This is a genomic window from Streptomyces sp. NPDC031121 (assembly GCF_055570615.1).
In genome coordinates, this window is the sequence record NZ_JBVIGV010000006.1 from 267,322 (window position 1) to 284,672 (window position 17,351).

The 17,351-nt window shown below is 70.6% G+C and carries 15 protein-coding genes and 1 pseudogene; 4 read left to right on the forward strand and 12 right to left on the reverse strand.

What is annotated here, in order from left to right:
• Entirely contained in the window at window positions 1-1,008 is a 1,008-nt protein-coding gene (locus ACZ462_RS13430; RefSeq protein WP_467803637.1) for a LacI family DNA-binding transcriptional regulator, read from the forward strand.
• 104 nt (window positions 1,009-1,112) lie between these two features.
• Here ACZ462_RS13430 and prcA read toward each other — a convergent pair whose 3' ends face one another.
• The 6 genes from prcA to arc form a co-directional block, all read right to left on the reverse strand.
• On the reverse strand, window positions 1,113-1,877 hold the full coding sequence (gene prcA / locus ACZ462_RS13435; RefSeq protein ID WP_467803636.1) for a proteasome subunit alpha: 765 nt from the start codon (window positions 1,875-1,877) through the stop codon (window positions 1,113-1,115).
• A gap of 46 nt (window positions 1,878-1,923) precedes the next feature.
• Window positions 1,924-2,763 carry a proteasome subunit beta gene (gene prcB / locus ACZ462_RS13440; RefSeq protein WP_467803634.1) on the reverse strand — a complete coding sequence of 280 codons (840 nt, stop codon included), beginning with the start codon at window positions 2,761-2,763 and terminating at the stop codon, window positions 1,924-1,926.
• Window positions 2,715-3,314 carry an endonuclease VII domain-containing protein gene (locus ACZ462_RS13445; protein WP_467803633.1) on the reverse strand — a complete coding sequence of 200 codons (600 nt, stop codon included), beginning with the start codon at window positions 3,312-3,314 and terminating at the stop codon, window positions 2,715-2,717. The genes prcB and ACZ462_RS13445 overlap by 49 nt, the downstream gene beginning before the upstream one ends.
• A 46-nt stretch (window positions 3,315-3,360) precedes the next feature.
• Entirely contained in the window at window positions 3,361-3,573 is a 213-nt protein-coding gene (locus ACZ462_RS13450) for a ubiquitin-like protein Pup (protein WP_042803062.1), read from the reverse strand.
• Between the two features lie 203 nt (window positions 3,574-3,776).
• Window positions 3,777-5,288, reverse strand: coding sequence for a depupylase/deamidase Dop (gene dop / locus ACZ462_RS13455; RefSeq protein ID WP_467803631.1), 1,512 nt, complete (start codon window positions 5,286-5,288; stop codon window positions 3,777-3,779).
• A 249-nt stretch (window positions 5,289-5,537) separates the two neighbouring features.
• Window positions 5,538-7,304 carry a proteasome ATPase gene (arc, locus tag ACZ462_RS13460; RefSeq protein ID WP_467803629.1) on the reverse strand — a complete coding sequence of 589 codons (1,767 nt, stop codon included), beginning with the start codon at window positions 7,302-7,304 and terminating at the stop codon, window positions 5,538-5,540.
• 265 nt (window positions 7,305-7,569) lie between these two features.
• Between arc and ACZ462_RS13465 the strand changes: the two genes are divergently transcribed.
• The gene (locus ACZ462_RS13465; RefSeq protein ID WP_467803628.1) at window positions 7,570-7,899 is read left to right on the forward strand and encodes a ferredoxin; all 330 of its coding nucleotides are present in this window, start codon (window positions 7,570-7,572) and stop codon (window positions 7,897-7,899) included.
• 4 nt (window positions 7,900-7,903) lie between these two features.
• Here ACZ462_RS13465 and ACZ462_RS13470 read toward each other — a convergent pair whose 3' ends face one another.
• From ACZ462_RS13470 to ACZ462_RS13480, 3 genes and pseudogenes are all read right to left on the reverse strand, one after another.
• Complete coding sequence (locus ACZ462_RS13470) at window positions 7,904-8,500, reverse strand: hypothetical protein (RefSeq protein ID WP_467803626.1); 597 nt, start codon at window positions 8,498-8,500, stop codon at window positions 7,904-7,906.
• Window positions 8,501-8,743: 243 nt separating this feature from the next.
• On the reverse strand, window positions 8,744-9,655 hold the full coding sequence (locus ACZ462_RS13475) for a tRNA (adenine-N1)-methyltransferase (RefSeq protein WP_467806129.1): 912 nt from the start codon (window positions 9,653-9,655) through the stop codon (window positions 8,744-8,746).
• A gap of 18 nt (window positions 9,656-9,673) precedes the next feature.
• A pseudogene (locus tag ACZ462_RS13480) lies at window positions 9,674-10,834 on the reverse strand (site-2 protease family protein); the annotation flags it as partial.
• Between the two features lie 233 nt (window positions 10,835-11,067).
• Here ACZ462_RS13480 and ACZ462_RS13485 point away from each other — a divergent pair.
• Both ACZ462_RS13485 and ACZ462_RS13490 read left to right on the forward strand, forming a co-directional pair.
• Window positions 11,068-11,985, forward strand: coding sequence for a RecB family exonuclease (locus tag ACZ462_RS13485; RefSeq protein ID WP_467806127.1), 918 nt, complete (start codon window positions 11,068-11,070; stop codon window positions 11,983-11,985).
• Window positions 11,986-12,052: 67 nt separating this feature from the next.
• Window positions 12,053-12,727 (forward strand): response regulator, encoded by a 675-nt coding sequence (locus ACZ462_RS13490; protein ID WP_467806125.1) that lies wholly within the window; start codon window positions 12,053-12,055, stop codon window positions 12,725-12,727.
• A gap of 86 nt (window positions 12,728-12,813) precedes the next feature.
• Here the strand turns inward: ACZ462_RS13490 and ACZ462_RS13495 are convergent, their stop codons facing one another.
• The 3 genes from ACZ462_RS13495 to ACZ462_RS13505 all read right to left on the reverse strand — a co-directional run bounded on the left by ACZ462_RS13495 (window position 12,814) and on the right by ACZ462_RS13505 (window position 17,242).
• Window positions 12,814-14,397 carry an ABC transporter substrate-binding protein gene (locus ACZ462_RS13495; protein ID WP_467806123.1) on the reverse strand — a complete coding sequence of 528 codons (1,584 nt, stop codon included), beginning with the start codon at window positions 14,395-14,397 and terminating at the stop codon, window positions 12,814-12,816.
• Window positions 14,398-14,468: 71 nt separating this feature from the next.
• A complete protein-coding gene (locus ACZ462_RS13500; RefSeq protein ID WP_467806121.1) occupies window positions 14,469-16,073 on the reverse strand; it encodes an ABC transporter substrate-binding protein in 1,605 nt (534 codons plus the stop codon).
• A 467-nt stretch (window positions 16,074-16,540) separates the two neighbouring features.
• Complete coding sequence (locus tag ACZ462_RS13505) at window positions 16,541-17,242, reverse strand: HAD family hydrolase (protein ID WP_467806119.1); 702 nt, start codon at window positions 17,240-17,242, stop codon at window positions 16,541-16,543.
• Between the last annotated feature and the right edge of the window lie 109 nt (window positions 17,243-17,351).

The following is a 17,351-nucleotide window of genomic DNA, read 5'->3' on the forward strand; positions in this document are numbered from 1 at the left end:
GTGACGAGACCCACCAGCCGGGACGTCGCGAGCGCGGCCGGGGTCTCCCAGGCCACCGTCTCCCTCGTCCTCGGCGGGAAGTGGCGCGGCCGCGTCTCCGAGCGCACCGCGGGACTCGTCCGCGAGGCCGCCGCCGAACTCGGCTACCGACCCAACCTGGCCGCCCGCAACCTGCGCCTCGGCAGCACCCGCACCGCCCTGCTCGTCGTCCCCGCCCTGACGAGCGAGTACTTCGCCCGCGTGTACACCGGCGCGGCCCGCGTCGCCTCCGCGCACGGCTTCGGCGTCGTCCTCTACCCCTCCCCCGAGGGCATCGGCCCCGCCCGCGACCCCTTCCCCTCCGCCAGCGCCGCCCTCGACGGCGTCATCGCCTCCTCCATGGCCGCCGGCGCCCTCGACGCCATCGGCGGCGCCGAGCTGCCCCTGGTCATGCTCGACAGCGGCCCCGGAGGCGGCCGGGCCGCCGCCCGCGTCAACCTCGCCCTGGCCGACGGCATGCGCCAGGTCGCCGAACACCTCCTCGGCCTCGGCCACCGCCGCTTCCTGCACTTCGCCGCCGACGTCGAGAGCTGGACCTTCGACGTCCGCGCCGAGGCCCTCGCCGCCCTCCTGCACCCCCGCGCCGAGCTGCGCACGGTGCGGGCCCCGCTCTCCGTGCCCGCCGCCCGCACGGCCATGGAGGCCGCCCTGGCCTCCCCCGGGGAGCGGCCCACCGCCGTGGTGTGCGACGACGACCTCCTGGCCGCCGGCGCCTGCAAGGCCGCCCGCCGCCTCGGCCTGCGCGTCCCCGAGGACCTCTCCGTCACCGGCTTCGACGACCTCGCCCTCGCCACCGCCGTGGAACCGGAGCTGACCACCGTCGCCCTCCCCGCCGAGCAGGTCGGCGAGCAGGGCATGTCCGCCCTCCTCGCCGTCCTGGACGGGAGCGGCTGGACCGCCCCCGACATCCCCGTCCGCCTGGTCGTACGGGACTCCACGGCCCCGCCGCCGGCCGCCGCCCGCCCCTGAACGGAAGCGGGCCGCCCGGGCCCGCCCCTCCTGCGAGGCGGACCCGGACGGCCCGCGCCCGTACTCCCGTCGTCCGGCGCGGCCCGGGGGCCGCGCCGCCGCTCCTACTCCTCGGCGTCCTCGGGAGCCTCGTCGTTGGAGACGGCATCGGCCTGGGCGGCCGCCGGAACGTCCGCCTCCAGCAGCCGCGCCAGCTGCCGGCCGCGGATCCGCTTGAACTTGCGCTGCTGCGAGCGGGTGCGGTCCAGCACCGCGACCTCCAGCCGCTCGGCCGGAATGGTCTTCTCCGCGCCGTTCGCCTGGCTCGACAGCGCCTGCACGGCCAGCTTCAGCGCCTCGGACAGGGTCATCCCGTCCCGGTGCCGCTGGTCGAGGAAGCCGCTGATCTGCTCCGCGTTGCCGCCGACCGCGACCGAGCCGTGCTCGTCCACGATCGAGCCGTCGTGCGGCAGCCGGTAGATCTGGTCGCCCGCGGCCGTCGCTCCGACCTCGGCGACGACCAGCTCCACCTCGTACGGCTTCTCGCCGGCGCTGGAGAAGATGGTGCCCAGCGTCTGCGCGTAGACGTTCGCGAGCCCACGGGCCGTCACATCGTCGCGGTCGTAGGTGTACCCGCGCAGGTCGGCGTAGCGGACGCCGCCGATCCGCAGGTTCTCGTACTCGTTGTACTTGCCGGCGGCCGCGAAGCCGATCCGGTCGTAGATCTCGCTGAACTTGTGCAGCGCGCGGGACGGGTTCTCGCCGACGAACACGATGCCGTCGGCGTACTGCAGCACGACGAGGCTGCGACCGCGGGCGATGCCCTTGCGGGCGTATTCCGCCCGGTCGGCCATCGCCTGCTGGGGAGAGACGTAGAACGGAGTCGACACCGGCTGACCGTCCCTTTCTTCTGGGCTCCTGGAGGACTGTGGCGGATCAGAGCAGGGCGGCGCGCGGGCCGTCCGGCTCCTGGAGGCGGCGGTCGGTGACCCGGCGGGCGACGTCCTGGGACTCGTCCTCGCTCAGCCGCCGGAAGCCCTCGTCGGTGATGACGGTGACGATCGGGTAGATGTTGCGGTAGAGGTCGGGGCCGCCGGTGGCCGAGTCGTCGTCCGCGGCGTCGTACAGCGCCTGGACGACCAGCGTGGTGGCCTGCTCCTCCGTCAGGTCGGGGCGGTAGAGCTTCTTCATGGAGCCCCGCGCGAAGATCGAACCGGAGCCGGTCGCGGCGTACCCGTGCTCCTCGGAGCGGCCGCCGGTCACGTCGTACGAGAAGATGCGGCCCTTCTCCTTGCCCTCGTCGTAGCCGGCGAAGAGCGGGACCACGGCCAGGCCCTGCATGGCCATGCCGAGGTTGCTGCGGATCATGGTGGAGAGCCGGTTGGCCTTGCCCTCCAGCGAGAGGGTCGTCCCCTCCACCTTCTCGAAGTGCTCCAGCTCCAGCTGGAACAGCTTGACCATCTCCACGGCCAGGCCGGCGGTGCCGGCGATCCCGACCGCGCTGTACTCGTCCGCCGGGAACACCTTCTCGATGTCCCGCTGCGCGATCATGTTGCCCATGGTCGCGCGCCGGTCGCCGGCGAGGACGACCCCGCCGGGGAAGGTGGCGGCGACGATGGTCGTGCCGTGCGGCGCCTCGACGATCCCCTCCGGGAGCTGCCGGTTGCCCGGCAGCATCTCGGGCGCGTGCGCGCCCAGGAAGTCCATGAAGGACGACGACCCCGGCGTCAGGAAGGCTGCCGGCAGACGCCCTGTGCCACGAGTGTTGGGTTCCACAGGTTTCCTTCCACGTAAGCGGCTGCACGCCTCATGACGTCCGGCCGATCCTTGAACTGCCCCAAGGCTGCGTTGCAGCTGAAACACAGTGCGCCTCGGACTTTACCCGTCTCATGATCGTGATCCACATGCTCCGCCGGACCTATCTGGCAGATCACGCAGACACCGCCCTGAGCAGCGATCATCTCGTCGCGTTCGGCTTCCGTGATGCCGTACTTGCGCTTGAAGTAGCTCGCCCGATTCCGCTGGGCCCGGCACTCCTTGCAATAGCTGGACCAGCCGTCGGAGCTCGTCCGGTTCGGCTCCCACTCGGAGTGCGGCTTGGTCTCCCCGCAGTCAGGGCACCGCTTGTGGCCGGACGGCACGGGAATCTTCACCCGCACCGTCCGTCCCGCGGCCTCCTGGCGCGCCTTGTAGTGCTCTGCCTGGCACTCTCGGCAATACGCCTGGAGGCCGTCCCTCATCGAGCGGTTGCTCGCAAATGCCTCGTGAAGTTGTACGCGCTTGCACCGAGAGCAGCGCTTCATGCCTTCCGGCACGTTCTCGGCCACAGCCCCCCGCACCTTCGATTCGAAGGCCAATAAGCCTAAGCGGCCCTCACTGACCACCCTTTTGGACGAATGACCTCACGAAATCCTCGGCGTTCTCCTCCAAGACGTCATCGATTTCGTCAAGTACGGAGTCGACGTCGTCGGAGAGCTTCTCCTGCCGCTCCTTGAGGTCGGACTGCGCTTCCGCGGCCTGCTCCTCGACCTCCTCGGTCGAGCGAGTGGCCTTCTGCTGTCCGCCGCCGGTGTCCTTGGTCGCCATGTCTACCTCACCCCGCTCGGTTCGCGCGCTCGTGACGAGGGACCCCGGGATCGGGATCCCTCAAGATCAGACCCTACGTCGGACCCTACAAGGCGGGCCCGGCGTTCGTCCCCGTACTTTCACAACGTCCGGGTCTCTCCATGATTCCCTGGAGCGGGCTGTTTCAGCCCCCTCCGGGCCCCGGGATCACCGGGGCCGGCCGTTCAGCTCCCGCTCAGCACCCGCACCAGGTCCTCCGCCGTGTGGCAGCGGTCCAGGAGCTCCTTGACGTGCTGGCGGGTGCCCCGCAGCGGCTCCAGCGTCGGGACGCGCTGGAGGGAGTCGCGCCCCGGCAGATCGAAGATCACCGAGTCCCACGAGGCCGCGGCCACGTCGTCCGCGTACTGCTCGAGGCACCGCCCGCGGAAATAGGCCCGGGTGTCCTCCGGCGGCTTGCCGACGGCCCGCTCCACCTGCTCCTCGGACACCAGCCGCTTCATCTTCCCGCGGGCCGCCAGACGGTTGTACAGGCCCTTCTCGGGGCGCACGTCCGCGTACTGGAGGTCGACCAGGTGCAGCCGGGCGGCGTCCCAGTCCAGCCCGTCGCGCCTGCGGTAGCCCTCCAGGATCTCCCGCTTGGCGATCCAGTCCAGCTCCCCCGAAAGGCTCATCGGGTCCCGCTCCAGGCGCCCGAGCACATCCTCCCAGCGGGCCAGCACGTCCTTGGTCTGCTCGTCCGCGTCGGCCCCGAAACGCTCCTCGACGTACTTCCGGGCCAGCTCGAAGTACTCCATCTGCAGCTGTACCGCGGTCAGCGTGCGGCCGCTGCGCAGCGTGATCAGGTGGCGCAGGTCCGGGTCGTGGGAGACCTGGTGCAGGGTGCGCACCGGCTGGTCCACGGCCAGGTCGACGGTGATGAACTGGTCCTCGATCATGGACAGGACCAGGGCCGTCGTGCCCAGCTTGAGGTAGGTGGAGATCTCGGAGAGGTTCGCGTCGCCGATGATCACGTGGAGCCGGCGGTACTTCTCCGCGTCGGAGTGCGGCTCGTCGCGCGTGTTGATGATGGGCCGCTTCAGCGTCGTCTCCAGGCCGACCTCGACCTCGAAGTAGTCCGCCCGCTGGCTGATCTGGAAGCCGTGCTCGCGGCCGTCCTGGCCGATGCCGACGCGGCCGGCGCCGGTGACCACCTGTCGGCAGACGAAGAAGGGTGTCAGGTGGCGCACGATCTCCGAGAAGGGTGTCTCCCGCTTCATCAGGTAGTTCTCGTGCGTGCCGTAGGAGGCGCCCTTGTTGTCGGTGTTGTTCTTGTAGAGGTGGATCGGCTGGGCGCCGGGCAGCTGGGCCGCCCGGACGGCCGCCTCGGCCATGATCCGCTCGCCGGCCTTGTCCCAGAGCACCGCGTCGAGCGGGTTGGTGATCTCGGGCGAGCTGTACTCGGGGTGCGCGTGGTCGACGTAGAGCCGCGCGCCGTTGGTCAGGATGACGTTGGCCAGGCCGATGTCCTCGTCGGTCAGCTGGCTGCTGTCGGCGGCCTCGCGGGCGAGGTCGAAGCCGCGGGCGTCCCGCAGCGGGTTCTCCTCCTCGAAGTCCCAGCGGGCGCGTCGCGCCCGGTGCATCGCCGCCGCGTAGGCGTTGACGATCTGGGACGAGGTGAGCATGGCATTGGCGTTCGGGTGACCGGGGACGGAGATCCCGTACTCCGTCTCGATCCCCATTACTCGCCGTACGGTCATGCGGCCCTCCTTGCCCGGCGGCGCTCCCGCTCGGGAGCGGCGCTCAAGTACCGCTGGTGGTCCGGTGCGTGTGCGGTGCCCGTCACCGCACTGCTGTTGCGGATGCGGCGGTACGGACGAGCCTAGAACCACTCCACGCCGCTCGGGAGATCATTTCCGTCATCGGCTCCGCCCTGTCACGGCTGAAAAGCGGCCGGTAACGCAGTCGGCTGCGGGTGCCCGGTGGGGGCACCCGCAGCCGCCCTCCGGTCAGAGGTACTGACCGGTGTTCGCCACCGTGTCGATGGAGCGTCCGGTGTCGGCGCCCTGCTTTCCGGTGACGAGGGTGCGGATGAACACGATCCGCTCGCCCTTCTTGCCGGAGATCCGGGCCCAGTCGTCCGGGTTGGTCGTGTTGGGCAGGTCCTCGTTCTCCTTGAACTCGTCCACACAGGCCTGGAGGAGGTGGGCGACCCGCAGGCCCTTCTGGCGGTGCTCCAGGAAGGCCTTGATCGCCATCTTCTTGGCCCGGTCCACGATGTTCTGGATCATGGCTCCGGAGTTGAAGTCCTTGAAGTAGAGGACTTCCTTGTCGCCGTTGGCGTACGTGACCTCGAGGAAGCGGTTCTCCTCGGACTCCGCGTACATCTGCTCGACGACCGTCTGGATCATGCTGTGGACGGCCACCTCGGGCGAGCCGGAGTTCTCGGCGAGGTCGTCGGAGTGCAGCGGCAGCGAGGCCTTGAGGTACTTCGCGAAGATGTCCTTCGCGGCCTCGGCGTCCGGGCGCTCGATCTTGATCTTCACGTCGAGGCGGCCGGGCCGCAGGATCGCCGGGTCGATCATGTCCTCGCGGTTGGAGGCGCCGATGACGATGACGTTCTCCAGGCCCTCCACGCCGTCGATCTCGGCGAGCAGCTGCGGGACGATGGTGTTCTCCACGTCCGAGCTGACGCCGGAGCCGCGGGTGCGGAAGAGGGACTCCATCTCGTCGAAGAAGACGATGACGGGGGTGCCCTCGCTGGCCTTCTCGCGGGCCCGCTGGAAGACGAGGCGGATGTGCCGCTCCGTCTCGCCGACGTACTTGTTGAGGAGCTCGGGGCCCTTGATGTTCAGGAAGTAGGACTTCCCGGCGGGCTGGCCGGTCACCTCGGCGACCTTCTTGGCAAGGGAGTTGGCGACGGCCTTGGCGATGAGCGTCTTGCCGCATCCGGGCGGGCCGTAGAGCAGGATGCCCTTCGGCGGCCGCAGTTCGTGCTCCTTGAACAGGTCCGGGTGGAGGTAGGGCAGCTCGACCGCGTCGCGGATCAGCTCGATCTGGTCGCCCAGGCCGCCGATCTTGTCGTAGTCGATGTCCGGGACCTCTTCGAGGACGAGTTCCTCGACCTCGCTCTTCGGGACGACCTCGTAGACGTAGCCGGAGCGGGGTTCGAGCAGGAGGGCGTCGCCGGGGCGGATGGTGGCCTCCAGCAGCGGCTCGGCGAGCCTGACCACCCGCTCCTCGTCGGTGTGCCCGATCACCAGGGCGCGCTCGCCGTCCTCCAGGATCTCCTTGAGGGTGACGATGTCCCCGGCCCGCTCGAACTCCATGGCCTCGACCACGTTGAGGGCCTCGTTGAGCATGACCTCCTGGCCGCGCCGGAGCTCTTCCGGGTCGACGCTGGGGCTGACGTTCACGCGGAGCTTGCGGCCCCCCGTGAAGATGTCGACGGTGCCGTCCTCGTTCGCCTGGAGGAAGACACCGAATCCGGCCGGCGGCTGCGCGAGCCGGTCCACTTCCTCCTTGAGCGCCACGATCTGGTCGCGCGCTTCACGGAGCGTATTTGCCAGTCGCTCGTTTTGTGCGGAGACGCCGGCCAGGTTTGTCTGGAGCTCGACGATCCGCTCTTCGAGAATCCTCGTGTGCCGCGGAGAGTCGGCGAGCTTACGTCGCAGGACGGCGATTTCCTGCTCGAGATAGGCAACCTGGCCGGCGGGGTCATCGGACCCCCGCCCCGGCCGGATGCCGCGGTTGATGTCGTCGTCGTGGGCTGCCACGGTCCTCACCTCCTCCAAGGGGAGCTGGACGCTTCCTGACCCTACCTGGGCTGGTGGTGATTGAAACCCCTAGATCACAAAGACGGTAGGGGTGTGTCCGATCTTCACCCTTGCGTACTCCCTCACGCCAGGGAAATACCCACCCTTCAACATCGGAAAGCGGCCGGTTGTAAGGTCGAAGCGTTCAACACCCGTCAGAGCTGGCGCGACTTGCCGGCGGCATGTGGCGGGAACGGGTCACTCAGGGCAGGGAACGGCAGGGGATATGACCGTGCAGCAGGAAGCATCCGCCGGTGGCGCAGGCGGCGCCGGGCAGGCGGGCGAGCCGCTCGAGGTCTGGATCGACCAGGACCTGTGCACCGGTGACGGCATCTGCGTGCAGTACGCGCCGGAGGTGTTCGAGCTGGACATCGACGGTCTGGCCTACGTGAAGAGTTCGGAGGACGAGCTCCTGGTGGACCCGGGGGCGACCACTCCGGTTCCGCTGCCGCTGCTCCAGGACGTGGTGGACTCGGCGAAGGAGTGTCCGGGCGACTGCATCCACGTGCGGCGCGTCTCGGACGGCGTCGAGGTGTACGGCCCCGACGCCGAGTGACGGTTCAAACACTCCCCGTGGAGATGTTCGTCAGCTCCTGGCGGAATTTCCCGCCGGTCCAGCGCCACTTGGCGAGCTGGCGGACGTCGGGGCTGGAGCGGGGGACCTCGGGCGAGGAGTAGCCGAGGAGCCGGGCGGTGACGGTGCCGTCCCGGACGGTGAGGTCGTCGGCGCTCTTGCGGGCGGCGGCCTCCAACAGGGTCGCGACGAGGCGGGGCGCGGCGCCGGGCGCCTTGTCGGCGGTCAGGACGTAGAGGGCGTGCGGCGGGGTGCCGGAGCCGGCGTCGCAGCGGACCGCGGCGACGGTCTCGGGCCGGCCGTCGCCGTCGAGGTCGCCCTGGGCGGTGGCGGTGACGGCCACGGGGGCGCCCTTGCAGTCGAGGGGGTACGCGACGGCCGCGGCGTCCGGGGCGGCGGCCTGCGGGGCCTGTGCGCCGCCGGTGGCGGTACGGGTTTCCGCGCCGACCGCGGGGCCGGCGGCGGTGGCGGGCCGGAGGAGCCCCGCCGCGGCGATGACGGCGGCCAGGGCGCAGGCCGTGGCGAGCCAGTGGACGGGCCTGCTGCTGTGCGCGGGTTCCGGCGCGGCGGTGCGGTGCGGCACGCGGGGTGTCTCCTGAGCGGGGGATGACGGGGAGCCAGCATCGTGCCATACCTCACACCGGGACGGAACGGGCGGGTCCGGCCCGGCCGGTGCAGGCGGTACGGCGGCCTCCCGGAGGCGGCGGGCGGTGCGCGGGGCGGTCCCGTAGGGGCAACGGAAAGGCGCTGCGGCGCAGTTCCCGGTCGGTCCGGGGAACTGCGCCGCAGCGCCTTTGCGTTGTGCGCGTGCGGGTCCGTGCGGCGGTCAGCCGCGGTCGCCGGAGCCGCCCGAGCCGCTGCCCGGTCCCTCGTAGTCCTCGCCGTAGGCGCCCTTGGCGGGGCGGCGGCGGCGCATCGGGGGCTCGACGCCGTCCGCGAGGCGGCGGGCGGTGACCAGGAAGCCGGTGTGTCCGATCATCCGGTGGTCGGGGCGCACGGCCAGGCCCTCGACGTGCCAGTTGCGGATCATCGACTCCCACGGCTGGGGTTCGGCGAAGCAGCCGATCTCGCGGATGGACTCGACGGTCTTGGAGAGCTGGGTGGTGGTGGCCACGTAGCAGCAGAGGATGCCGCCGGGCACCAGGGCCTTGGAGACGGCCTCCAGGCACTCCCAGGGGGCGAGCATGTCGAGGATGACGCGGTCGACGTCCGTGTCGGACAGGTTGTCCTGGAGGTCGCCGACGGTCAGCTGCCACGCGGGGTGCGGGCCGCCGAAGTAGCGCTCGACGTTCTCCTGCGCGATCTGGGCGAAGTCCGCCCGGCGCTCGTAGCTGTGGAGCATGCCCTGGTCGCCGACGGCGCGGAGCAGGAAGCTGCTCAGCGAGCCGGAGCCGACCCCCGCCTCCACGACGCGGGCGCCGGGGAAGATGTCGGCGAAGGCCAGGATCTGGCCCGCGTCCTTGGGGTAGACCACGGCGGCGCCGCGGGGCATGGACAGGACGTAGTCGGGGAGCAGGGGTCGCAGCGCGAGGTACGCGACGTTCCCCGTGGTACGGACAACACTGCCCTCGGGAGCGCCGATCAGCTCGTCGTGCGGGAAGGAACCCTTGTGGGTGTGGAAGTTCTTCCCGGCTTCGAGCGTGAACGTGTAGTGGCGTCCCTTGGGGTCGGTGAGCTGGACCTGGTCCCCGACCTTGAAGGGCCCGCGACGGCGGGCGGCACCGGTCGGTTCGGACATGTGACCAGTGTATTGGCTTCAGGGGCGGGGCCGTGCCATGGCCTTCACGAAGGCCTTCTCGACGTCGAGGGTGGACAGGACGCCGTAGACCTCGCCGCCGGCTTCGACGACCAGGTACTCGGTGGCGGGGGTGGCGCGCAGGCGGTCGAGGAGTTCCTCGCCGGCGAGCTCTGCGGAAACCTTCATGCCGTCGGTGAGGTCCTGGGCGAGGGAGCTGACGGCGACCCAGGGGCGGCGGTGCTCGGGGACGGATGCGATGGCGCTCTCGCGGACGATGGCGTTGGGCTCGCCCTGGCCGTCGACGACGACGATGGCGCGGGCGCCGTGGGCGTTGGCGCGGCGCAGTGCCTCGGAGAGCGGGGTGGCGTGCTCCACGGGCACGGCGCGGCGGGTGAGGGCGCGGGCGCGGAGCTCGGGCAGGTGCTCGCGCAGGCGGGCCATGCGGAGGCTGTTTCCGGCGCCGGTCCAGATGATCGCGGCGAGGATCGCGGCGAGGAGGGCGTCCATGACGGTGCTCATGCCGCCGGCCTCTTCGCCGCGGGTGCCGAGGAGGCCCGTGTGGGTGATCATCGGGAGGCCGAGGAGGACGGCGACGGCGAGGCCGCGGCCGACCCAGGCGGCGGCGACGGTGCCGGCCATGGGCTTGCCGGTGATGCCCCAGATGACGGCGCGGAGCATGCGGCCGCCGTCGAGGGGGAGGCCGGGCAGGAGGTTGAACGCGGCGACGAGCAGGTTGGAGACCATCAGGCCGGCGAGGAGGACGCCGGGGACGGTGCCCGCTTCGACGGCGGTCATGCCGAGGTAGAAGGCGCCGGCGAGGAGGAGGGAGAGCAGGGGGCCGACGAAGGCGAGGACGAACTCGCGGCCGGGGGTCTCGGACTCCTTCTCGATCTCGGAGACGCCGCCGAAGAACTGGAGCTGGATGCGGCGCACGGGGAGCCGGTAGCGCAGGGCGGCGACGGTGTGGGCGAGCTCGTGGACGAGGACGGAGCCGTAGAAGGCGACCGCGAAGAAGAGGGAGACGAGGTAGCGGGCGGGGCCGAGGTCGGGCAGGACGCGGTCGAGCTGGTCGCCGAAGACCCAGGTGATGAGGGCGGCGACGAGGAACCAGCTGGGGGAGACGTAGACGGGCACGCCGAAGGGGCGGCCCATGAGGATGCCGCCGCCCGGTCCGGGGCGCTTGTCCGGGCGCTCGCCGGTGTGGTCGGTGTCTGCCACGGCTGTCCTTCGGTCGGTGCTGTCCGGGGCGGGGGTGCCCCCCGGGGGGTGCTTTCCAGTGTGGTCCACGGGCCGGGTGGGTGCGGCCGGGGCCGCGCGGTAGCGCGGTGTGATGCACCGATCATGCAGTGCGAGGGGGCCCGGCGTCGATGGTATGCGTGTGGCTGTCCGCGGCGGGCCGTAGGGTTCTGTGCATGATGACGAGCCCCGGTCCCCTGTCCGGCGCTGCGGGTGCCGGTGCGGCGCCGGGCGCCGCGGCCCCCGTTTCGCTGTCGCCCTCGCGGGCGGGCGATTTCATGCAGTGCCCGCTGCTGTACCGGTTCCGGGTGATCGACCGGCTGCCGGAGAAGCCGAGTGCGGCGGCGACGCGGGGCACGCTGGTGCACGCGGTGCTGGAGCGGCTGTTCGACCACCCGGCTGCGGAGCGGACGGCCCCGCGGGCGAAGGCGCTGGTTCCCGGGCAGTGGGAGCGGCTGCTGGAGGCGAAGCCGGAGCTGGCGGAGCTGTTCCCCGAGGGGGACGGCGGCGAGGCGCTCGCGCGCTGGCTGGCGGAGGCCGAGGCGCTGGTCGAGCGGTGGTTCACGCTGGAGGACCCGACGCGGCTGGAGCCGGTGGAGCGGGAGTTCTTCGTGGAGGCGGAGCTGGAGTCGGGGCTCCGGCTGCGCGGGATCATCGACCGGGTGGACGTGGCGGCGACGGGCGAGGTCCGGATCGTCGACTACAAGACGGGCAAGGCGCCCCGCCCGGAGTACGCCGAGGGCGCGCTGTTCCAGATGAAGTTCTACGCGCTGGTGGTGTGGCGGCTCAGGCAGGTGGTGCCGCGGCGGCTGCAGCTGGTGTACCTGGGCAGCGGGGACGTGCTGACGTACGACCCGGTGCCGGCCGACCTGGAGCGGGTGGAGCGCAAGCTGCACGCGCTGTGGGAGGCGATCCGGGAGGCGACGGAGACGGGCGACTGGCGGCCGCGGCCGACGAAGCTGTGCGGCTGGTGCGACCACCGGGCGGTGTGCCCGGAGTTCGGGGGCACTCCCCCGGTCTACCCGCTGCCGGTGGTGCCGCGGGCGGCGGTTCCGCGCCCGGCGGGGAGCCCGGAGCGTCCGGCGGACTCCTGATCATCCGATCAGGGCACAATGAGGGGCGTCCACCGAAGCCGCCGAACCGAAACCCGAGGTGTCCCCTGTGGCGATCCGCGTCCTCCTGGTCGACGACCAGCCGCTGCTGCGCACCGGTTTCCGGATGATCCTGGAGGCCGAACCGGACCTGGCGGTGGTCGGCGAGGCCGGGGACGGCCTCCAGGCTCTGGACCAGGTGCGGGCGCTCCAGCCGGACGTGGTGCTGATGGACATCCGGATGCCGCGGATGGACGGGGTCGAGGCGACCCGGCAGATCACGGGCCCGGGCCGGGACGGCCCGGCGAAGGTGCTGGTGCTGACGACGTTCGACCTGGACGAGTACGTGGTGGAGGCGCTGCGGGCGGGGGCGAGCGGGTTTCTGCTGAAGGACGCGCCGGCGGTCGAGCTGGTGCAGGCGATCCGGGTGGTGGCGGGCGGCGAGGCGATGCTGGCGCCGAGCATCACGCGGCGGCTGCTGGACAAGTACGCGGTGCACCTGCCGTCGGGCGAGGAGCGCGTCCCGCACTCGCTCGGGACGCTGACCGAGCGGGAGGTCGAGGTGCTGAAGCTGGTGGCCAAGGGCCTGTCGAACGCGGAGATCGCGGCGGACCTGTTCGTCAGCGAGACGACGGTCAAGACGCACGTGGGCCACGTCCTGACGAAGCTGGGCCTGCGGGACCGGGTGCAGGCGGCGGTGTACGCGTACGAGAGCGGCCTGGTCCGGCCGGGCGCCGCCCATTAGGGTCTGTCCCCCTCCCCGGGAATGCGACCGGCCCGTGCCGCCTCCGGAAGGGAGGCGGCACGGGCCGGTCGGCGTTGCGGGGCTGCTCAGCCCTTGCTGATCTCCCAGAAGCGGAAGACGGTGGAGGCGTCGAGCGACCACTGCAGGCCGGTGACGTTCTGGCGGGTCACCGCGTACTGCTTGCTCTGCCACAGGGGCAGGAGGGGGATCTCGTCGGCGACGATGTCCTGGAGGCGGGTGTAGTCCGGCGTGGCCGCGGAGCGGTCGGCCTTGGCGGAGGTCGCCGGGATGATCGTCTGGGAGATCTCCTTGTTGTCGTAGTTGTTGTTCAGGACGTTGTTCGGCCCGAAGAACGGCTGCGTGAAGTTGTCGGCGTCCGGGTAGTCGGGAACCCATCCCTGGATGTAGACGCCGTACTTGCCGGCGGCGATGTCCTTCTCGTACTGCTCGTACTCGACGGACTTGACGTCGGCATCGAACAGGCCGCTGTCGTTCAGCTGCTTGGCGATGAGCGCCATCTCCTGGTCCGTGGCGGGACCGAAGCGGCTCGGCGTCGTGTACAGGGTGATCTTCACCTTGTCCTTGATGCCGGCCGCGCGGAGGACGGCCTCGGCCTTCTTCGGCTGCGGGCTGCCGCCGTAGCGGTCGAAGAAGGCGGTGTTGTGGGAGCCGATGCCGGCAGGGACGACCGAGTAGAGGGAGGTCGCGGTGCCCTCGTAGACGTCCTTGACGAGCGCCTCGCGGTCCACGAGGTAGGCGATGGCCTTGCGGACGGGGAGCTTGCCGGCGACCTCGTCCTTCATGTTGAAGACGAGGTGCTGGACCTCGGCGCCGGTGCCTTGGACGACCTCGATGCTGTTGTTGCCGGTCTTGGTCGAGGCGAGGCTGGCGATGTCCTTGGCGGCCAGGCCACGGAAGGCGAAGTCGACGTCGCCGCTTTCGAGGACCTTCTTCAGGGCGGCCTGGTCCTGGTTGAAGAACTTCAGCGTGACGCCGGTGTTCTTCGGCTTGGCCTTGCCGGTGTAGGCCCCGTTGACCGAGAAGTTGGCGCTCTTGTCGTTGAACGAGTCGAGCTTGTAGACGCCGGAGCCGACGGCCTTGCCGTCGGTGCGGAGCCGGTCGGCCGGGTACTCGGCGTGGTCGACGATGGAGCCGGCACCCGAGGCGATCTTGCTGGGGAAGGTCGCGTCGGGCGTCTTGAGGCGGAAGACGACGGTCTTGTCGTCGGGGGTGTCGATGCCCGCGATCGACGACAGCAGGACGGCCGGGCCGTTCGGGTCGTTGATCTTGAGCGTGCGCTCGAAGGAGAACTTCACGTCCTCGGACGTGAGGGGGTGGCCGTTGCTGAACTTCAGGTCCGGCTTCAGGGTGCACTTGTACACCTTGCTGTCGCCGCCCTCGAAGGCGCAGGACTGCGCGGCGTCGGGCTCGGGGGTGGTGGCGCCCTTGGGGAAGCTCAGCAGCGACTGGAAGACGTTGTTGAAGAGCAGCCAGGAGCCCGGGTCGTAGCCCGCGGCGGGGTCGGTGGACTTCACCTTGTCGGATATGCCCATGACCACGCCCTTGCCGCCCTCGGCGGGCGAGCCGTCGGTCGAACCGCAACCGCTGAGCAGCGCTGCGGCGGTGGCTGCGCCGAGCGGGGCTGCCAACCACTGGTTACGTCTCATCACGCGAACGTCCTTCACAGTCTTGCTGAATCGATGCGCCGGCCCGCGGACACCCGCCGCCGGTCCTGCCGGTCTCAGCCGCTGACTCCGCGGCCGAGTTCCCACAGCTGGAGGTCGGAGATGGCGTTGACCGACCACTCCACTCCGGTGATCCCGTCGCGCGCGGCGACGTACTGCTTGCCCTGCCACAGGGGCAGGACGGGCACGTCCTCGGCGACGATGTCCTGCATCTCCGTGATCGCGGGGGCGGCGACGTTGCGGTCGGCGGCCTTGCGCGACTCGGGGATGAGCTTGGTGCGCACCGTGCTGTTGGCGTACGGCGTGCCCAGGAAGTTGTCCTGCTCCAGGAAGGGAGCGAGGAAGTTGTCGGCGTCCGGGTAGTCGGGGAACCAGCCGAGCCCGTAGGCGGCGTAGTCGCCCTTCTTCTGCGCCGGGCGGAACTCGGTCCAGTCGGCGCCCTGGACGGTGATGTCGAACAGCCGGGTGGAGTTCAGCTGGTTCTTCAGGATCTCGAACTCGGCGGCCGTGCCGTCGCCGTAGTGGTCCTTGGTGTAGGTGAGCGTCAGCCTGACCGGCGTCTTGATGCCGGCGTCCTTCAGCAGCTGTGCGGCCTTGGCCGTGTTGGCCTCGCCGTACTTGTTGCGGAAGGAGTTGACGTGGCCGGTGACCGAGGTCGGGACCAGCGAGTACAGCGGCTGCGCGGACTTGCCGTACACCTTGGAGACGATCGCGTTGCGGTCGACGGCGGCGGCGAGGGCCTGGCGGACGGCCTTCTCCTTGACGACCGGGGCCTCGGTGTTGAAGCCGATGTAGCGGATCTCCAGGCCGGGCATCGGGACGAGGCGGATGCCCTTGGGCGGGTTCGCCGAGAACTCGTTGATCTGGGTGGGCGACAGGGTGCGGGAGACCATGTGGATCCGCCCGTCGGTGAGCGCCTTGCCCATGGCTGCGGTGTCGTCGAAGGTGCGCAGCTCGACCTTGTCGTTCTGCAGCTTCAGGTCGCCCTTGTAGTGCGGGTTCTTGCTGAAGACGGCGCGGACGAGGCGGTTGCCCTTGACTTCGGCCTTCATCGTGTAGGGGCCGGAGCCCTCGACGGTGAAGCCCTCGCGGAGCTTCCCGGCGTCGTAGGACTTCTCGCTGACGATGCCGGCGGCCGGGGTGGAGAGCTTGTGCGGGAAGGTCGCGTCCGGGGTCTTCAGGTGGAAGACGACGGTGTCGGCGCCCTTGGCCTCGACGGTGTCGAGGGTGGAGAGCAGCGAGGCGGGGCCGTTCTCGGCGTTGATCGCGCGGACGCGGTCGATGGAGAACTTGACGTCCTTGGCGGTGAGGGGCTCGCCGTTCGCGAATTTCAGGCCGGGGCGCAGGGTGCAGCGGTAGCTCTCGTTGCCCGTGTCGGTGAAGTGGCAGGCGGACGCGGCTTCGGGGACGGGCTGGCCGCCGCCGCGGGGGGTGTGCATCAGGGTCTGGACGGTCTGCCGCAGGACGTTCCAGGCTCCGGCGTCGTAGGCGTACGCCGGGTCGAACGGTGCGGGGGCGTAGTCCGCCGCCTCGTACCGGTCGGTGGTGCCGACGACGATCGCTCCGGTTCCCGCTCCGCCGCCCGTCGCGCTGCCGCAGGCAGCGAGGGTCGGGGTGAGCAGTCCGGCCGCGGCCGTCAGCACCAGGGTCTTGCGGTTCATGCTGGAAGTACTCCCTTGACCGGCACTTGTTCAAAGCGGCGTAGAGGGCACTTCGCGGCGGTCGCCCGTTCTGGGCGGAACGATCGGGCCGGTTTTGTGACGATCGGTCCACACGTACCCGGCACATGGGTGTGTGTCCGGGACTGCTGTGGTGCGGAGTGCCCGCGTCGACATTAGTGGCCTTGGACCGGATGGCTTGAACTGGCCGGACTTGGGGTGTAATCGCACGGTGATGGGAGGGGACTGCCTGTCAGTGCCCGCGGCATCGCAGATGCGGTCAGGAGATCATCAATCTGGACACAAGGGAACCGGTCCCGGAGTCCCTAACGGTCGGTAAGGGGCGTTGCGGGTGACGAAGGTCACCCGGGCCCGCGACCAGGGAATGGATGGGATTTCGGCGCGTCAGCCAAGGAACGGAAGATCGCTCCCGGGCTGCCGCACCGGGGTCCGCCACTGAGCGTGGCGGGTCAGTTCATCGGGGTGATGAGGGAGCGCAGGAAGGCGAGGTCGACGTCCTCCAGCGAGCCGACCACCGTCCGCCCGGGCGTGGGCGCGATCAGCCCGACGGAGGGGACGGCGACGACGCGGCAGCCGGCCGCCTCCGCGGCGGCAACGCCGGTGGGGGTGTCCTCGATGACGGCGCACCGGGAGGGGTGGGCGCCGAGGGTGCGGGCGGCCAGCAGGTACGGGTCGGGGTGCGGCTTGGTGCGCGGGACGTCGTCGCCGGCGACGGTCAGGGCGAAGCGCTCGGGGCCCAGGGAGCCCAGGACGCGGTCGATGACGCGCCGGTGCGAGGCGGACACGAGGGCGGTCGGCACGTTGTACCGGGCCAGCTCGGACAGCAGCCGCTCGGCCCCGGGCATCAGGGGCACCTGCTCGGCGATGCGGGCCTCGAAGCGCTCGTTCAGCAGGACGCTGAGCTCGCCGAGGCCGATCTCGGCCCCGGTGGCCTCGATGAGGAAGCGGGCACTGCGGCTCATGGGGCCGCCGACGACGACGTCGCGCCAGGACTCCTCCAGGCGGTGGCCGAGGTCGGCGAAGACGTCGACCTCGGCCTCCCACCAGAAGCCCTCGGTGTCGACCAGCGTCCCGTCCATGTCGAGCAGCACCGCCTGGAGGGCCGAGCCGTCGGCCGTGCGGGCGGGGGAGACGGGAACGGTACTGGTCATGTGCACGCCTCTCGGTGGGGACGAGAAGGCCGGTCGCCTGTTCCGGCGCGGGGCGCCCCCCGGGGAACAGGCGACCGGCCTGTATGGGACCGACCAGTGTACGTCGGTC